General features: G+C 51.3%; 15 protein-coding genes. 4 read left to right on the top strand and 11 right to left on the bottom strand.

Translation table 11 applies throughout. The annotated features are described in order from the left end of the window. Nucleotides 1-57: 57 nt before the first annotated feature. Nucleotides 58-864 (bottom strand): molybdate ABC transporter substrate-binding protein, encoded by an 807-nt coding sequence (locus L1D43_RS11190; protein WP_239851617.1) that lies wholly within the window; start codon nt 862-864, stop codon nt 58-60. 463 nt (nt 865-1,327) lie between these two features. Between L1D43_RS11190 and L1D43_RS11185 the strand changes: the two genes are divergently transcribed. Then, nucleotides 1,328-1,885 (top strand): hypothetical protein, encoded by a 558-nt coding sequence (locus L1D43_RS11185; RefSeq protein ID WP_235375344.1) that lies wholly within the window; start codon nt 1,328-1,330, stop codon nt 1,883-1,885. A gap of 68 nt (nt 1,886-1,953) precedes the next feature. Here L1D43_RS11185 and L1D43_RS19875 read toward each other — a convergent pair whose 3' ends face one another. From L1D43_RS19875 to fixA, 10 genes are all read right to left on the bottom strand, one after another. Further along, on the bottom strand, nt 1,954-2,085 hold the full coding sequence (locus tag L1D43_RS19875; RefSeq protein ID WP_258406098.1) for a hypothetical protein: 132 nt from the start codon (nt 2,083-2,085) through the stop codon (nt 1,954-1,956). A gap of 273 nt (nt 2,086-2,358) precedes the next feature. Beyond that, nucleotides 2,359-3,192: an amino acid ABC transporter gene (locus L1D43_RS11180; protein ID WP_239851615.1), complete on the bottom strand. Its 834-nt coding sequence runs from the start codon at nt 3,190-3,192 to the stop codon at nt 2,359-2,361. 165 nt (nt 3,193-3,357) lie between these two features. Beyond that, entirely contained in the window at nt 3,358-3,609 is a 252-nt protein-coding gene (locus L1D43_RS11175; protein WP_239851613.1) for a hypothetical protein, read from the bottom strand. A gap of 148 nt (nt 3,610-3,757) precedes the next feature. Then, on the bottom strand, nt 3,758-5,392 hold the full coding sequence (locus tag L1D43_RS11170) for a methyl-accepting chemotaxis protein (protein ID WP_239851611.1): 1,635 nt from the start codon (nt 5,390-5,392) through the stop codon (nt 3,758-3,760). 163 nt (nt 5,393-5,555) lie between these two features. Then, nucleotides 5,556-6,683, bottom strand: coding sequence for a hypothetical protein (locus L1D43_RS11165; protein WP_239851609.1), 1,128 nt, complete (start codon nt 6,681-6,683; stop codon nt 5,556-5,558). Nucleotides 6,684-6,932: 249 nt separating this feature from the next. Further along, a complete protein-coding gene (locus L1D43_RS11160) occupies nt 6,933-8,189 on the bottom strand; it encodes an MFS transporter (RefSeq protein ID WP_239851607.1) in 1,257 nt (418 codons plus the stop codon). 441 nt (nt 8,190-8,630) lie between these two features. After that, nucleotides 8,631-8,918 (bottom strand): 4Fe-4S dicluster domain-containing protein, encoded by a 288-nt coding sequence (locus L1D43_RS11155; RefSeq protein ID WP_041509237.1) that lies wholly within the window; start codon nt 8,916-8,918, stop codon nt 8,631-8,633. Continuing rightward, complete coding sequence (gene fixC / locus L1D43_RS11150; protein ID WP_239851606.1) at nt 8,915-10,207, bottom strand: FAD-dependent oxidoreductase FixC; 1,293 nt, start codon at nt 10,205-10,207, stop codon at nt 8,915-8,917. Before fixC ends, L1D43_RS11155 begins: the two co-directional genes overlap by 4 nt. A gap of 69 nt (nt 10,208-10,276) precedes the next feature. Continuing rightward, complete coding sequence (locus L1D43_RS11145; RefSeq protein WP_239851604.1) at nt 10,277-11,218, bottom strand: FAD-binding protein; 942 nt, start codon at nt 11,216-11,218, stop codon at nt 10,277-10,279. 14 nt (nt 11,219-11,232) lie between these two features. Further along, entirely contained in the window at nt 11,233-12,006 is a 774-nt protein-coding gene (gene fixA / locus L1D43_RS11140) for a putative electron transfer flavoprotein FixA (protein ID WP_239851602.1), read from the bottom strand. Between the two features lie 907 nt (nt 12,007-12,913). Here fixA and caiT point away from each other — a divergent pair. From caiT to caiB, 3 genes are all read left to right on the top strand, one after another. Beyond that, a complete protein-coding gene (caiT, locus tag L1D43_RS11135) occupies nt 12,914-14,458 on the top strand; it encodes an L-carnitine/gamma-butyrobetaine antiporter (RefSeq protein ID WP_052813667.1) in 1,545 nt (514 codons plus the stop codon). A 51-nt stretch (nt 14,459-14,509) separates the two neighbouring features. Further along, nucleotides 14,510-15,646 carry a crotonobetainyl-CoA dehydrogenase gene (gene caiA / locus L1D43_RS11130; protein ID WP_041509240.1) on the top strand — a complete coding sequence of 379 codons (1,137 nt, stop codon included), beginning with the start codon at nt 14,510-14,512 and terminating at the stop codon, nt 15,644-15,646. A 160-nt stretch (nt 15,647-15,806) separates the two neighbouring features. Further along, a complete protein-coding gene (gene caiB, locus L1D43_RS11125; RefSeq protein WP_011866471.1) occupies nt 15,807-17,033 on the top strand; it encodes an L-carnitine CoA-transferase in 1,227 nt (408 codons plus the stop codon). Nucleotides 17,034-17,040 lie beyond the last annotated feature (7 nt).

Here is a 17,040-nt window from a genome sequence, read left to right as displayed (position 1 = left end):
GCTATTGCTGTGACGCATAATCAAGGGGCTGGTGGTCATCAGCCCCTTGGCATTTAGCTAAGGCAGTGTCGGTGTATCGAAGCCGTAGCTAGCCAGAATTTTCTGTCCTTGAGGCGACAAGATGAACAGCGCCAGTTCGGCGGCGTGTGGCTGTGCATCCTGAATTACGGTCAGGCCGTAGTTTGCGCCGACACTCAGGTTATCCGGTAGCTGGACTATCTTCAGGGGCTTAACTTCCTTCTGCGCCAACACGGCGTTGGTGCAGTAGGTGAGGAAGATATCCGCTTGCTTGTTCTCCATCACCCAGCCATAGGGGTTGCGGCCTTTTGGCGGCTTGGCGCTGTCAGGGCCTCCCGTGAGCTGCAGCGCCTTGGTCTCGAGCTGCTGCTGGGCGCCTGGCGATAGGTGTTCGGCGCGCTCGAAGACCTTAAAGGCATAGTCGCCGGCAGGGTCGGCCTTTGGCGTAGAGGTACCAAGGCGTATCTTGCTGTTTAGCATCTGGGTGAGCAGGGTGTCGCTGGTGAGCGCCACTTCCGGCTGTGCCAGTGCGCAGAGCTTGTTGCGGGCAAACATCACCACATCGCCACTGCGAGATGCCTTACTCAGGGTCGTAGGGTGTTTCATGTTAGCCGAGGCGAACAGATCCACCTTTTCCCCCGATTCGATACGCGACCTGAGTAGTCCCGAAGGGGCAAACTGAGGCGCAACCTCGCTATGGCTCTTGGCCTGATAGGCACCTATCACCTCTGTCATGGCCGCCTTGAGGCTGCCGGCGGCGCGAAACTCTATGGGCGCCTCGTGGGCGACTACCTGAGTGCTTATTCCAGCGATGAAAAGCGTGCCGAGAAACCACTGATATTTCATGATTAGAAATCCCTGTTCGTCATAGTTGGGCCTATCAAACCCGAGTTTTACTCTCTGAGCAATAGGGGAGTTTGGCAGGGCATTTAACTTGCTACAGGGATCGCTGAACTAAGGCTGTGGCGAGACAAAATGTCGCGCCTTAACGCTTGTTACCTCTTTGGCGTCTGTTACCTCTTTTGCGCTAGCCACATCTTGGGGCTTGAGATCCCTGCGCGGCTATCGCTTTCTCATGTGGGACACGAGTGAAGGGGACGAGTGTGGGGCACGCATCTAGGGTGTGAATAAAATTCGTACAGAGATCCCATAAATGACTCCTCGTTGTTGCTTTGTCTAAGGGGGTGACTATATTACGCGGCCTATTAAATTTTTGCTTTATATTCAGTTGTTTAATATTATTTTGCGCATTTTGTGCTAGCGTTAAGAGAGAGTTGGTATGTTTACATTTTCGACAAAAAAAACACTTATGGCATTTATCGGGGTAACACTTGTTGCGGGTTGTGCGACGGGTAACACGCCTGAGGCGAAGAAGGCCAACGCGCGCCAGGAGACCCAGGAGGCTCTGGCCAGTATCTATGCGCAGCATCCCGCTGCTAAATCGGCCGTGGCCAATTCGATCGCCCATGTGGTCTGCACTGGCAGTAACAGTTATCTGTTTGCCTTGTCTACGGGTGGTGGAATTTGTGTACTCAGTGAAGGGGGCAGCAACAGCTACTATCGTTTTGCAACCGGTGGTGTGGGAGCGGGAATAGGTTGGAAGCAGATGGCCTTCGTGCAGGCGTTCATGAAACCTGATGCGCTACAAAGGTTTAAGGACTCGGGTTATGAGGGCCAGGCTCAGGCCGAGGCCAGTGCCAAATACAAGGAAAATGATGAGCAGATGTCGGCCAATCAATCTGTGGATCTCGACGGGGTGAAGACTTACCAGGTCAATCTGATGGGGGCGGCGGCTCAGGCGACGGTGCAAGGCTATAAGTATTGGCCAACCGACTTCAGTGAAGATTTCATGCAAAACCGGGAGTGATCTCTGCCTTGCCGAGACAATCGCCAGCGCGTCTGGCGATTGATGCTAGCCTGACGATTCGTTAGCGCTTAGTAGAGCAGCAGGCCGATCATCCGGCCGAAGAAAAATGCGGTGAGACACAAGAGTCCCAATAATGCCAGAGCAACGAGTGGTTTTAGTAATTCGGGGGTGGCGTCCCATGCCTTGAGTAGTGAGTTCATCCTTGTTTCCTTATGCCAATTTCCTATGCCAATTTATGCTTTCCATTTCGCTTATCCATTAGCCTTCACCGACGCAGTTTAGTCTAGTGAGCGATCGATGCAACAGGCCAAGCTTGGATTTGGCCTTAGCCTATAGCCAGTCATAGCATAATCGCAGATTGTGACACAATAAAGTCGCAGGCACTGCCTAAGCTTTTGCTCAAGCCGTTGTTCAAGCCATCATTCAGTCACTCAAGCTATTCAAGTCATTGACTGTGTGAGGCAGAAGTCATGTCAGTGGCTGACCTGACTCGGTGCGAAAAAGCTCTCTCTTATCCTTTCTGTCTCACCGCTGGCACGCATTCTCTCCAGTTCGTCGGCCAGGGCATGAGCCTTACTGCCGGGCATCAAGAGCCGTCTTCTGTTGGCGATGGAGTCGGCTTGGCCGGGATCGTAATCGGGATTGGGTGAGGTCTTAAAATAGCGACTGGCCCGTGAAAATCCCAGGTACATGTCGCGCATCGGTTCACAGCATTTGGGGTGAAGCTTGAGCTCTGGATGAGGATGGTGTGCCAACTCATACCTTATTGTTGTCTCGTCATAGCTGAAAAAGTCCCCCTTACCCGTGCTCAACAGCTCAAAGGCCTGAGCGGCATCCATCTCGGGGGGGCGGCGTGTAATGACCCCCTTGGGAATGCCATCGAGATCATAGCCGCCGGGAGAAATGAGCAGCACGTAGGGGGTGGTGACAAGATCATTGAGTGAGCTTATTTCCTCTATTCCCGAGTGGCTGATCCCCGTGTATCTCTCGAACAGACCATTGGCAATGAAGTAAGCATAATGATTACGCTTTTGGGTAAAGCCAAAGCCAGGGTAGAAATCCACCTTGCCTAGCCGCAGCGCCCTGAGTATTCGCTTCTTGGGTGCCCTGTACACCTTGAGTGAGCAACCAATTCGCTCGCTGGCTAGCTGATAAAGCGCAAGATAGAGCCCCTGATTATCCGGCTCGGCATGTATGTAGGGCAGGCGCTCACTGGTGCGATAGCCCATGATGAGTTCGCAGGCGTTGCTATTAACGCTAAACAGTATCAAGGCCAGGGCGGCGAGCATGAACCTGGTCTGGCTCATAGCAAGTTTCAGCCATGATGTTAACCCAGGGCTGGCAATCGAGACGTTTTGTGAGCGCTTGGCGAATACCATGGGGCCATCCATTTAAGTTTACGATTCCTTTAGCCACTGCGAATGGTTTTAAACCAAGACTAAATATTTTTACCTTACTTCGCAAACGGTTAGCTATTTCATTATGACTTTGCCGCCGATAATCTTAAAAGCGGGTACGCCTCTTATCAAGGTGTCACGGGCAAAGCATTGCTCACAGTATGGACAGTGACAGGGCGTATGAGTGTCGTCCTCAACGATGCGCTCCTTGAAGCATTTGACCAGGGCGCCTTTTCCTCCTTTTCGATATTTGAACAGGCGCGTCTTGCATTGGGCGCAGTAAATTTCGACGCTGCGGCTGGGGGCTTTCTTGTTGGGGCGGGCCATGGCTATTCTGTTATTTTTAGTGGTTAATGTTGAAGCTACTAGAGAGTGAATTGTTATTGTATTGCAATCTTATCCGTTAAGCGAAACAGAAAGGCCCTGGGGTAAATACCACAGGGCCAGATAGCTATCATCGCAGCGGGAGGGAACCCTAGGTCGTTTGAAAGTGATCGACCATGGTTTTTAGTTCCAGGGAGAGTTGGCTCAACTCAATACAGGCCTGGGCCGTCTGGCTGGCACCCTGAGCAGCCTCTGCCGAGGAGACATTTATTCGCTCTATGTTTTGGCTGAGGTTTTCGGTCACCGAGTTTTGTTCGCTACACGCGCTGGCGATCTGAATGTTCATCGCTGCAATCTGTGCAACGGCGACTTCGATTTCGCTTATCTTATCGCCGGCTGCCAGGCTCTGTGACACACAGCGACGAATCATCTCACAACTTTGTTTGGTGGCGCTGCCGGCCTCGACGGCTCTTTGTTGCAGTTTCTCGATAATCTCCACTATCTGACGAGTAGAATCTTGAGTCCTGCCGGCCAGGGTTCTCACTTCGTCGGCAACTACCGCGAAGCCTCTGCCTTGCTCGCCGGCCCGAGCGGCCTCGATGGCGGCATTGAGCGCCAGCAGGTTTGTTTGTTCGGCGATACTGCCAATCACGTCTACGACCATGGAAATACTGGCAGAGTCCTTCTCCAGTTGCGCCACCATTTCTCCGGCCTCGTCGATCACAGTGGAGACCCGTTCGATGGCCTGGATATTATGTTTGACCTCTTGGTTGCCTCGGTCGGCAAAGTCATTGGCGGCGTTGGCCGATGTAGAGGCTTCCTCTGTATTCATGGCGACTTCATTGACCGTGGCCTGCATCTGCTGCATTGCCGTGGCGACCATGGTGATTTCACTTTGCTGCGCGGCCATGCCTTGAGAAGACTGGGTAGAGATGGCGCTGACCTCTTCGATAGAGGTGCTTAGCTGCTCTACCGCGGCACTGATCTGAGTTACCAAGGCCGTTAAATTGTTTTGCATGCTGATACAGGTATCGGCTAGTTGACCGAATTCATCTGTGCCTATCTGCTTGCGATCTATGTTATAGGTCAGATCACCACTGGCAATTGCCTGAGCCATCTGCATCACGGCATGCAGCGGTGCGCGAATCTGCCTGCCCAGTAGAAGTGTCATCAATGCCATAAGTACAAATACGGCGGCGATACCTATATAGGTTTTAATGCTGGTGCGACTCACACCTTCTAGGGTGCTGACTCTGTCGGCTTCGGTACGGGTCACATTGATAGCGGTGAGCTGGTTTAGGGCTTCTTGCATCTTGTTGAACTGCTTGTATGAACTGAGCAGGTAAGTGTTTGCCCCGGCTAAATCTTGTTTCAACACTATCTCGTTAAAGCCACTCTGGGCGGCGAGGTAATCGCGCCAATGTGTTCTTGCCAGTATAAACGCCTGACGCTCGGCGTCGGTTTTAATGGCTTTCTCGTAGGAGTCGATCATCCTAGTGACATCTTGGATCATATCGTCTGTCGTTTGCATCCAGCTCGTCATTTCGGGGTCGCCAATACTGGGAAGAAAACTGAATTGATCTCGGCGAATGAAGATAGTGACAAACTTAATTTTCTCGACCAGCAAGACGTTGGGCAGCACCTCATCCGTCAGGGTGAGAATATTGTCACGTGTTTGATTGAGTCCCGAAATTAGCATCATGCTGAGAGCCACTATGGCAACGGCGATACAGCTAAAGGCGAGCGCTATCTTGTGATTAACGGCTAGGTTTTTAAGCTTGAACATGCGCTGATAACCTCATTGATAAATTAAAAAAAGCCTTCGACGGGGCGAAGGCTGGGCCAAAAGGTAGTCGTACAGCGTTAAACGAACTCGGAGCTGACCCTAAAGGTGGTCATCGACTATCGAATGAGGGTGGCGTCCGATAGCCGATTAACCACACTGGCGGTTAGAAATAGTAGGCCATGCTGATGTTGATACGTTTGTCCCAATCATCACCCACTTCGGGTAGACCGACGTGGTCGTTGTTGGCGGTAGAGAAGGTCATGTTTTTACCCATGATAAAGTCGATATGGGTGTAGGTTGGGCCTGCCGATAGCGCGGCACCTAAGACGTTTTGCATACTGTTGTCGTAGGTCTCATCTTCAACGTCAGGTGTCATCAGACCGAAATCGTTGTAGAACTTGATGCTGCCCCAATCGGTAGGGATGGTCTTAGCTATGTTCAGGTTATAGATCTGCCCCTTTGAAGCCACCTCGTACTGCCAGCTCACCACAGATACGGCAATCTTGTTGTCATCGACGGCATCGGCTGCATCAAACTCATATTGCATCGCCTGCAGTTGAATGTTCCAGCCATCGAATACTGTGTTGAGGTGGGCGGCGACGGCGTAGCGATCGCCGTTATTGCCGGTCTTGGCGTTGTAGATTTGACCGGCCTCTAAGGATGCACCCAGCGTGGTGGTGCCGCCCTGATGTTCGAAGGTATAGGTCTGGCGCAGGTTGATCTGATTGGTCTCTTCGTTGTTGTATTCGGTACCGTTAATGGTGCCTGTGTAGAGATCGGCCGCATAACGCTTGTTTTCGGTTGGACCGTACTCGGCGCCTTTGTAGAAGGCCATGTCGGTATGCCAGCCATTGCGCTCGAAGGTGGCTTTTACGCCGATGTCATAGTCATCTTCGAAGCCCAGGTAGTAGGGCAGGCCGAACCAGTAACTATTTGAAATATAATCTCTGTTACCGAAAGGCACCTGGTTGATACCCATCTGAAGTTGCCACTCTGGGTTGAGATCATAGAAGGCGTAGCCATACTTGATGTAGTTGGTGCCAGAGGTGAAACGATAGTCTGATTTTAATCCCCAGTTTCCTAGCTTGCCGTCGAATCTTAGCGAGGCCATGTCGAATGAAAAGTCGCCGCCTTTATCCTTAGAACTCTCGCTATAGTCTTTATAGGCATAGTTAACACGCACGGCGCCGTGAATATTAATGCCATCCTCTTCGGCAGCAAAAGTATTGAAACTACTCAGTGCCATGGCACTGGCTAAAATAGAAAGGCAAAATGTTTTTTTATTCATCATCATATTTCCAAATTAATTATTTATCTGTGTTGCAGTGTGTTTACTTATTACTTTTTCTTTATTGATATAAGAATTTATATATATCCTGTTGTTTTCAAAGTGTGTAAAGCCTCCTTACCTGAACTCAGCAAGAGTGGTAATGATTTATAGATAGTGTTATTTCTTGATTGATTAATGTTCTGGTTAGCTATTTATTAATCTATTTATCCTTGTTTTTAATATGGATATGGTTTCGTCATGAAATACCTATTAAAAGTCGGCTGCACTGGTTGTTTCTAGTGCCAGTCCCTTGGTTTCGGGCGCCATAAAGACAGATACCAGCAGACCCAGGAGCGAGATCGCCGCGCCAACCAGCAGGGTGGCCGATATGCCATAGCTCGCCATAAAGAGTGGCAGGCAGTAGGTGGAAACAATGGTGCCTATGCGGCTGAAGGACATCACGGCTCCCACCGCCGAGGCGCGAATCTCTGTCGGAAACAGCTCGTTAGGGTAGAGCCACTGCAGGATCCCCGGGCCGCCAGAGAAGAAGGCATAGATGGCAAACGCCGCCACAATCAGCCAGATGCTGGGGTTGTTGACCACGCCAAGCAATGCCAGTGCCGCTGTCATGATGGCAAAACTGCCGATGAGTAGGGGGCGACGGCCGATGGAATTGAGCCAGTACATGGCCGGAATGCAGCCCGCCATGAAGAAGATACTGATGACAATATTACCCAGGGCCGCATCTTTGCCGTCGGTGAAGCCCAGCAGTTCGATGATCTCGGGGCCAAAGGTATATATGGCGAACATAGGGATCACTTGGCAGGTCCAGATGATGCCGACAAATAGGATGCGTTTCAGATAAACCGGCTCAAATAATTTGCTGTATTTGGTTTGCTCCGCCGTTTCAAAATTCAGGCTGATATCTTTGCCGAAAAACTGGTTCATCACCTGTTTGCACTCCTCGGTGCGTCCCTTCTTCAGCAGCCATCTTGGGGATTCCGGCAGATGGAATCGTCCGAGTAGGATGACTAAACAGGGGATGACGGCACTGCCAAACATCCAGCGCCAGCCGTCTTGCACATCGTACAGCAGGTAACCCACCATGTTGGCGGCCGTCGCGCCCACATACCACATGGCGGCGATGAAGCCCATGGTGAAGGCGCGCTGTTTGGTTGGCGAGAATTCGGCAACCATAGAGGTGGCGATGGGGTAATCGGCGCCGATGACAATGCCGATGAGGAAGCGTAGTATCACCAGTTCTATGGGAGAGGAGACGAACATGGTTGCGAAGGAGAGGACGGCGATGGCGATGATGTCTATCATGAACATCAGTTTGCGTCCGAACAGATCGGCGACATAGCCAAATAGCGCAGTGCCGATAAACAGGCCGACTAAGGTTGCGGCGCCGACGAGACCGATCCACTGGGCGTCCAGTGCTAGGGCGGGGGTTAGCTGTTGTAAGGCTAACCCAATGATGACTAAGACATAACCATCGAGGAATGGACCACCACTTCCCCATAACATTATTTTTTTATGAAGCGGAGTAAACTCCAAATCATCGAAACTCTTCTTTGATTTCATGCTTCTAACCACCGACTTAACTTGTTAATTTAAATCACAACCAATTGGGTTGTGTCAGGCGTTAAAATGTACATAGGTTTAAATTTGTACATATGATCTTTTTTATAATCTGTTGCCTGCGCTGTTATTTTATCTGGTTTACATTTTGTAAACGGTGATGTAACCAAGTTTTCTGTTCAGTTTTAAAGTCTGTTAATTGTTAATTTATAACTTCGTGATCGGTGTAGGGCTTTGGTTATTTTTTATCGCGCACAATAAAATAAATTTTATTGATAATGCCGGGTTTAATATTCAGCTGCCTGAATAGTCGACATTCATGACGGTATTATTGGCGCGATAATAACGATTAAAGACTCTAAATATATAAATCCATTTAATATCGTGTTATCCGTAACGGTATTCGATGCCGAACGTTCCTCTCGGGTACTCCCACTTCTCTAGAATGGTCTCGCCGCAGAGAAACTTGCAGGTGCCGCACTCCAGACAACCGGCGGAGTCGAAACGTACACTACCGTCTTGCTCCAGTTTGTAGAGACCCGCGGGGCAGGCGTTTACCAGCTTGCGATACTCCTGGATATTGGGATTGTCTTTTAAAATGATGTGCGGGTGTCCCTCATCGACATAGAACTTATTGACACCCAATTTCACGTCGACATTGACTGCTTCGGTCATATTGATGTGACTCCTTTATAACCATCTTTGATTAGGTTCATGAACCCCACCTCTTTACAGTGCTTGAGCAGGGTCTTGCGCAGCGGCTGGGCAGGGGTTCCGTCTATGATGAACATCTCGTGCATGATGTCGGCCACCATCTTTGGATACTGATTGAAGATGCGTGGCGTCTCCATGAAGGCGGGGAGCTGCTTGTACAGCTTCATGTCCTTCATCAGGAAACTCTCTTCCAGCAGGCTCTGGTAGCTGCTCAGGCCCTGGGCCGAGAAGTCTTGCTGGGCGCGTGCCGCGAGTACTGCCTTGGCCGCAGCCTCTCCAGAGGCGATGGCGAGATCCATGCCGCGCACCGTATAGCCTACGTTGAGACAGAATCCGGCGGCATCACCCGTGATAAGCACGCCATCATCGACCAGCTTAGGCACCATGTTCAGGCCTGCCTCGGGCACCACGTGGCCTGAGTACTCCAGCAGCTTGCCGCCTTCGATGAGCGGCTTGATGAGCGAGTGATTCTTAAAGTCTTCCAGCATCTGAGGTACGCTCTTATCCGATTCGCCTATGCCATGCAGGCCACAGACAATACCCAATGAGATGCTGGTGCGGTTGGTATAGATAAAGCCGCCGCCCATCAGGCCGTTAGAGGGAGAGCCGGCAAACAGCCAGGCGGCACCTTCGTCATCCTGCAGGTTAAATCTGTCTTTGATCACGGCTTCAGGCAGTTCGATCAACTCCTTCACGCCAACCGCCATGGCATCGGCGCTCACCTTAGGTTTCACCATGCCTAACTGTTCGCCCAGCACTGGGTTGACCCCTTCGGCCAAGATCACTGCCTTTGCCGTGAGCTCGTCGCCATCGGCTTTGACGCCGATGACCTTGCCATCCTGGGTGAGGATCTCATCGACACGAATGCCGGTGATAAATTGTGCGCCCACCTCTTCGGCCTTGCCCTGTAGCCATTGGTCAAACTCACCGCGTAGCAGGGTGTAAGACTCCTGCACCGGGCTCTGATCGCGGCCATTGTGATAGTCCAGGGTGACGCCGGTATCATCGGTCAGGAAGGTGACCTTTTCCTTGGTGACCTTGCGTTCTATGGGGGCCTCCTTGGCAAAGCCTGGGATGATCTTTTCCAGGCTATGGGCGTAGAGGCGGCCGCCCGTCATGTTTTTGCTGCCGGCGTAATTACCACGCTCGATCACCAATACATCGGCGCCTTCTTTGGCCAGGACATAGGCGGCAACACAGCCTGCGAGTCCGGCACCAACGACGATCGCGTCAAATGCTTCTTCTGACATATCTAGTCACTCTTCTTCTGTTGGGGGAAAGTAGCCAAGCCAGCGGCCTGGCTACTTGCCTTGTTCAGCCTAGGCTTTCATCGCCTGGATAAGTGCAGGCAGTACCTTGTTGATGTCGCCCACCAGGCCGTAATCCACATATTGGAAGATCGGCGCATTCTTATCCTTGTTGACCGCGAGGATGGTTTGAGAGCCTAGGGCGCCCACCATGTGCTGGATCTGTCCCGAGATCCCCAGGGCAAGATAGACATCGGGTTTGAGCATCACACCCGACACGCCCACATAACGCTCGCGCTCCATCCACTTCTCGGTCTCGGCGATAGGGCGAGAGCAGCCGAGTTCGGCCTGGAAGGTGGCGGCAAGCTCGCCGGCGAGCGCCAGGTTGTCCAGGCTGCCGATACCGCTACCGACGGCGATAACACGTTTGGCCTTACCTAGGTCGACGCTGTTACCTTGCTTGACGCGGCGCTCGATGCAGGTGATCGCCTGCTTAGGGGCGACGAAGGGCAAGGAAACGCCTTCACCTGTTAATGAGGTATCGGCCGCTTGTGGCTCAAAGGCGCCGCTGGCAAGGGTGACTAAGGCCACAGTAGAGGCAATTCGCTCGGTGCCGATGGCTAGGCCGCCGTACACCATGTGTTTGGCAACGACGCCATCGTCGAGTGTCACCTCGGTTGCATCGTTGATCAGGCCTGCTTCGAGCTGGACACTGAGTTTTGCCGCCAGCGCCTTGCAACGCTTGGTTGCCGGTAGCAGCATCAGTGCAGGTTTCTCGCCATCCTTGATGGCCTGGCTCATGGTTGTCGCAAAGTCTTCGATCATCTGGGTGTCGGCCTTGTTGCCTAGGTAGTAGACATGGCTGGCACCATAGGAATAGGCGGTCGCGATATCGGCTTCGCTGCCGATGATAAAGGCCGATACTTTTTCGCCCAGGGCGCGACCACCGGCGATCGTTTCGGGTAGACGTGCAGCAATATCACTAAATACCCATACATTTGACAGTTTGCTCATCGTATTCCCCTCGATTAGTTAAGTGCTTTACGTAGATGGTCGGCAAAGGCCGCGATTTGTGCCTCATCGTCACCTTCGACGATGACTTGTGCACGCTCGGCCTGTTTAGGTGCGACAACACTGATGGCGTCGACCAGTTTAGGTAGGGCTGCCAATTCAAGCGCTTCTGTGTCCAGCGTGGAAACGGGTTTCTTGGCCGCAGCCAGAATCGTCTTCATCGATGGGATCTGAGGTTCGTTGATGTCGGCAGATACCGAGACTACTGCAGGCAGCATGATTTCCAGCACTTCGACTTCATCGTCCAATGCGCGCTCGACGGTCAGGGTGTTTTCGGTTACCGAGACAATCTTGCTGACGGCATTGATGGTGCTGACATTTAGTAGCTCACCTAATTGCATGCCAACCTGCTGGGCGAACAGATCGCCCGAGCCATCACCACAAAGGATCAGGTCGAACTCGCATTTGCGCGCTGCGCTAGCAAGCACACGTGCGGTTTGATGGGGGAGCATGGCTTCAAACTGTTCATCGATCACTAAGGTCAGATCATCCGGGCCGCGAGAGAGGATATCTTTGCGTGCCTTTGGATTGTCCAGTGCCTTGCCACCAACGCTTAACGCGGTCAGCTGACTGCCTTCGACCATAGACTTTATCTGTACGCCAGCTTCAACGGCATTGAGATCGAATGGGTTGATCTTAGGGGCAGCCTTGCTGGTCTCTACTGAGCCGTCGCCATTGATCGATATGTCTTGTTCTTCGGGGACCAGTTTATAGCAGGTAATAATTTTCATTATATCTCCAAATTATCAGTGTTTATTTACTGTCTCATCAATAACGAGATGACATTAATATGTTGTCGACTAACCTGGCCTAGTTTATGTCAGGGTTTTCGACTCTTGATATTAATAAGTTAAACCTTGAGTCGTTACAGATAGACGATAAATAAATTGTATTTGCCATTCTGTTGATTGACTGTGTGGAAATTATAAGATCAGAAATATTTAATTCGATGTTACACACTTCACATTTATGGTTTGAATGTGTTTTTTCTGTAGGTAGAGTTTCTAACGGATATATTAGTCTGGCTAATATCGGTGTGTTTATTTAGTTTCTTTAAACTGGTTATAAGTTTGGCTAATAAGGTGGTTAAGATATCCTTATAGCCTGTTTAGCCTGGCTTATTTGTCTCGTTTTAGTTTTTCTAATGGCAACTTTAGAATTCGTTTTGAATGTTTTTCAACGACTCCGGTTACCACCGGGTTTCTATGTATATCATTGTTTTTAATGTGGTTTTGCCTGCCTTTTTCTGGTTATGTCTTAGGTTTAAATATGATGTAAATCACTATTTATTCCTGCTTTGATATCGCGAGCACATGTTTTTTGTGATCGGTTCGATAGTTGTTGTCGACGTATTTATCATCTTGAACGATGCTTTTTTGTCTGTTTTTTTTGATTTTATTTATACGTGATAACGATCACTGAACAATTAAAGTTGCCGCGTATTATTTAAATGCCTGCTAAGCCTTTAATGAGTCAGATTTAATGATGAATTTAAAGTTGTGTGGTGAATCAAAATAAAAACTGCTTATCAATTTTATGTAAAAGCGTTTATTGAACCCTGCTTATCAATAACGCGAAGCATATTAATTAAATTGGCTTTTACCTATTGTCCTCCTATGAAGAGGGAGATCTATTAAGATGAACGAAAAAACCATGGGATTTGATCTCGCAGCGGGGAAAAAGAAGAAGGTCACGATTGAACCTAAAATCTTTTTTCCTTCTCTGATTGCCGTCATATTGCTCTCTTACCTGACCGTAAGGGATCTCGATGCGGCAAACGTAATTATCAAGGATGTATTTCATTATCTAACCCACTCTTGGGGATGGGCATTCGAGTGGTACATGATAGCCCTAGCCATAGGTTGGGGTTGGCTGGTCTGGGGACCCTATGCAAACAACCGCTTGGGTCAGGAAAAACCCGAGTTCAGCACAGGTAGCTGGATCTTCTTGATGTTTGCCTCCTGTACCTCGGCCGCAGTGCTCTACTGGGGATCGTTAGAGGCTTACTACTACCTGACTTACCCACCCTTTGAAATCGAGTCTATGTCGGTGCAAGCCAAAGAGCTTGGGGTGGCCTATAGTCTCTTCCACTGGGGTCCCTTGCCTTGGATGGGCTATGGCTTCTTTACTGTCGCCCTGGGTTACTTCCTGTTCGTGAAGAAGATGGATGTGGTTCGTCCGAGCGGTACCCTTGAGCCGGTACTGGGCAAGCATCACAAGGGGATCCTGGGTTCCTTCATCGACAACATCTATGTCGTGGCATTAATCCTGGCCATGGGCACCAGCCTAGGTTTAGCGACGCCGCTGGTGACCGAGTGTATTCAGTGGTTGTTTGGCATCGAGCGTACTATTGAGGTCGATACCTTTGTTATCTCTGTGTGGATCATCTTTAACGCCGTGTGCGTGGCATTTGGTCTGACTAAGGGGATCAAAATAGCCAGTGACCTGCGTAGCTACCTGAGCATCATCATGCTGTTCTGGGTGTTCTTAATCGGTGCAACCAGCTTTACCGTCAACTACTTCACCGAATCTGTCGGTGTGATGCTGGCTTACCTGCCACGCATGCTGTTCTACACAAGTTCTATCAGTGCCGACAGCTGGCCACAAGATTGGACCGTTTTCTACTGGGCCTGGTGGGTAGTGTATGGCATTCAGATGTGTATCTTCCTCGCCAAGATCTCTCGCGGTCGTACCGTACGTGAGCTGTGTCTGACCATGGTATTGGGTCTAACCGCTTCAACCTGGTTCCTGTGGACCATCCTGGGCAGTAACACGGTTAACCTGATGCACGAAAGCATCATCAACATGGGCCAGCTTATTCAAGACCATGGTGCGCCGCGCGCCATCATTGAGACCTGGGCTGCCTTACCCATGAGCACTATCACCATGTGGGGCTTCTTCATTCTCTGCTTCCTGGCAACTGTGACCCTGATTAACGCCTGTTCTTACACCCTCGCTATGTCGACCTGTAAGGGCGCCGACGCCGACAACGAGCCACCTGTTTGGATCCGTGTGGGTTGGTCTGTGTTGGTGGGTGTTATCGGTATCGTGCTGCTGTCACTGGGTGGGTTGAAACCGCTGCAGACAGCCATTATTGCCGGCGGCGCACCGCTAGTGATTGTCAACATTCTGGTGATCATCTCGTTCTTAAAAGATGCACGTAAAAACAAGTGGGCTTCTTAGGTTGGAGCTTCTCCCCTAAGCAGTCGTTAACCGTAAAGATAGGAATATACGATGGACTTTAAATTAACCGACGAACAAGAGCTATTCGTTTCTGGTATTCGCGATCTGATGGCGAAGGAGAACTGGGAAAGCTATTTTGCCGAGTGTGATGAAAATAGCCAGTACCCTGAAAGGTTTGTCAAAGAGCTGGCTGAGATGGGTATCGATAGCCTGCTACTGCCTGAGGAGCACGGTGGATTCGAAGAGGGTATGGTAACCCTCACGGCAATCTGGGAAGAGCTGGGTCGCCTGGGCGCCCCGACTTATGTCCTTTATCAACTGCCAGGCATTGCGACTGTGCTGAGACACGGCAACCAAGATCAGATAGACAAGATCATGGCGCTGCGCGGCACAGGTAAGCAGATGTGGAACTCGGCCATTACCGAGCCAAGCGCGGGTTCAGATGTGGGCAGCCTGCTGACCACCTACAAGCGCCGTAACGGCAAGGTTTACCTGACGGGTAGCAAGTGCTTCATCACCAGCGCCGCCGGTATCCCTTACGTGGTGGTGATGGCTAAAGATGCCGACAGCGAAACACCTGTGTTCACCGAATGGTTTGTCGACATGACCAAGCCTGGCATCAAGCTGAGCAAGCTGCCTAAGCTGGGCCTCAAGATGGACAGCTGCTGTGAGCTGCAGTTTGACGAGGTTGAGCTGGAAGAGTCAGACATGTTCGGTATCGAGGGTAACGGCTTCCTGCGTGTGAAGGAAGAGTTCGATTCGGAGCGTTTCCTGGTGGCATTGACCAACTATGGCGCGGCCTACTGCGCCTTCGAAGATGCGGCCAAATATGCCAACCAGCGCGTACAGTTTGGTGAGACTATCGGTCGCTTCCAGCTGATCCAGGACAAGTTTGCCCATATGGCGATCAAGCTTAACAGCATGAAGAACATGGTCTATGAAGCGGCGTGGAAGTGCGACCAAGGCACCATGACATCGGGTGATTCGGCCATGTGTAAATACTTCTGTGCCAATGCCGGTTTCGAAGTGATCGACTCCGCCATGCAGGTATTAGGTGGCTACGCTATCGCCGGCGAACACCGCATCGGCCGTATGTGGCGCGACATCCGTGTCGACCGCGTCTCCGGTGGTTCGGATGAGATGCAGATCCTCACCCTGGGCCGTGCCGTGTTAAAGCAATATCGCTAAACGGGGAGGGCAGCGACGCGGCTCCCAGCGTCGCTGGCCAAGGATGGCGGTGTGATGGCCGCCATCTCCTCACAATCTCATTAACCTTGAAAATTCGCTACCGCATTGATGCCTGCGCATCAGTGCCGGGGACGGGTTTGTGTGAAAAAGGATGCTAGATATGTCGAAAAAGTTATTTACCCCGCAATTTGGTCCCCTGTCGGGCCTGCGTGTGGTGTTCTCAGGGATTGAAATTGCCGGCCCATTCGCGGCGCAGATGTTAGCCGAGTGGGGCGCCGAGGTGATCTGGATTGAAAACGTCGCCTACACAGATACCATTCGCGTGCAGCCTCACTATCCAGAGCTGTCGCGTCGTAACCTACACGCCTTGTCGCTCAATATCTTTAAGGATGAAGGCCGTGACGCCTTCCTTAAGTTGATGGAGACCACAGACATCTTCATCGAGGCCAGTAAGGGCCCAGCCTTTGCCCGTCGCGGCATCACAGATGAGGTGTTATGGCAACACAACCCTAAGCTGGTGGTCGCTCACCTGTCAGGCTTCGGCCAGTACGGCACCGAGGAGTACACCAACCTTGCGGCCTACAACACCATTGCCCAGGCCTTCAGTGGTTATCTGATCCAAAACGGCGACAAAGACCAGCCTATGCCGGCCTTCCCTTATACCGCCGATTACTTCTCGGGGATGACGGTCACCACGGCGGCCTTGGCGGCCCTGCATAAGGTGCGTGAGACGGGTGTCGGCGAGAGTATCGATGTGGCCATGTATGAGGTGATGCTGCGCATGGGGCAGTACTTCATGATGGACTACTTCAACGGCGGCGAAGTCTGCCCACGTATGACCAAAGGTAAAGATCCTTACTATGCCGGTTGCGGCCTCTACAAGTGTGCCGATGGTTACATCGTCATGGAGCTGGTGGGTGCCATGCAGATTGAAGAGATGTTCAAGGACATGGGCATTAGCCACCTGTGGGCAACGCCCGAGATCCCAGAGGGCACTCAGCTTATCCATAGGGTGGAATGCCCATTTGGTGACGAAGTCGAGACCAGCCTGGACAACTACCTCAACGGCAAGACCATCGAAGCCGTGCTGGCACGCTTTGCCGAGCTGAAGATTGCCTGTGCCAAGGTGCTGACCATCCCAGAGTTGGAAGGAAACCCTCAGTACCAGGCGCGTGAGTCTATCACCGAGTGGACCAACATCGACGGTAAGGCCTACAAGGGCCCCAACGTGATGCCTAAGTTCAAGAACAACCCAGGCAAGATCTGGCGCGGCATGCCTAAGCACGGCATGGATACCGAGGCGATTTTGAGCGATATCGGTTATTCGGCAGAAGAGATCGCGGCGCTGAGCGCCAAGGGTCTTGCCAAGGTGTTTGAAGGTAAGTGAGGAAAGT

This window comes from Shewanella sp. Isolate8, from assembly GCF_022398495.1.
Taxonomy (GTDB): Bacteria; Pseudomonadota; Gammaproteobacteria; order Enterobacterales; family Shewanellaceae; genus Shewanella; species Shewanella aquimarina.
This window is presented reverse-complemented; position numbering and strand designations above follow the sequence as displayed.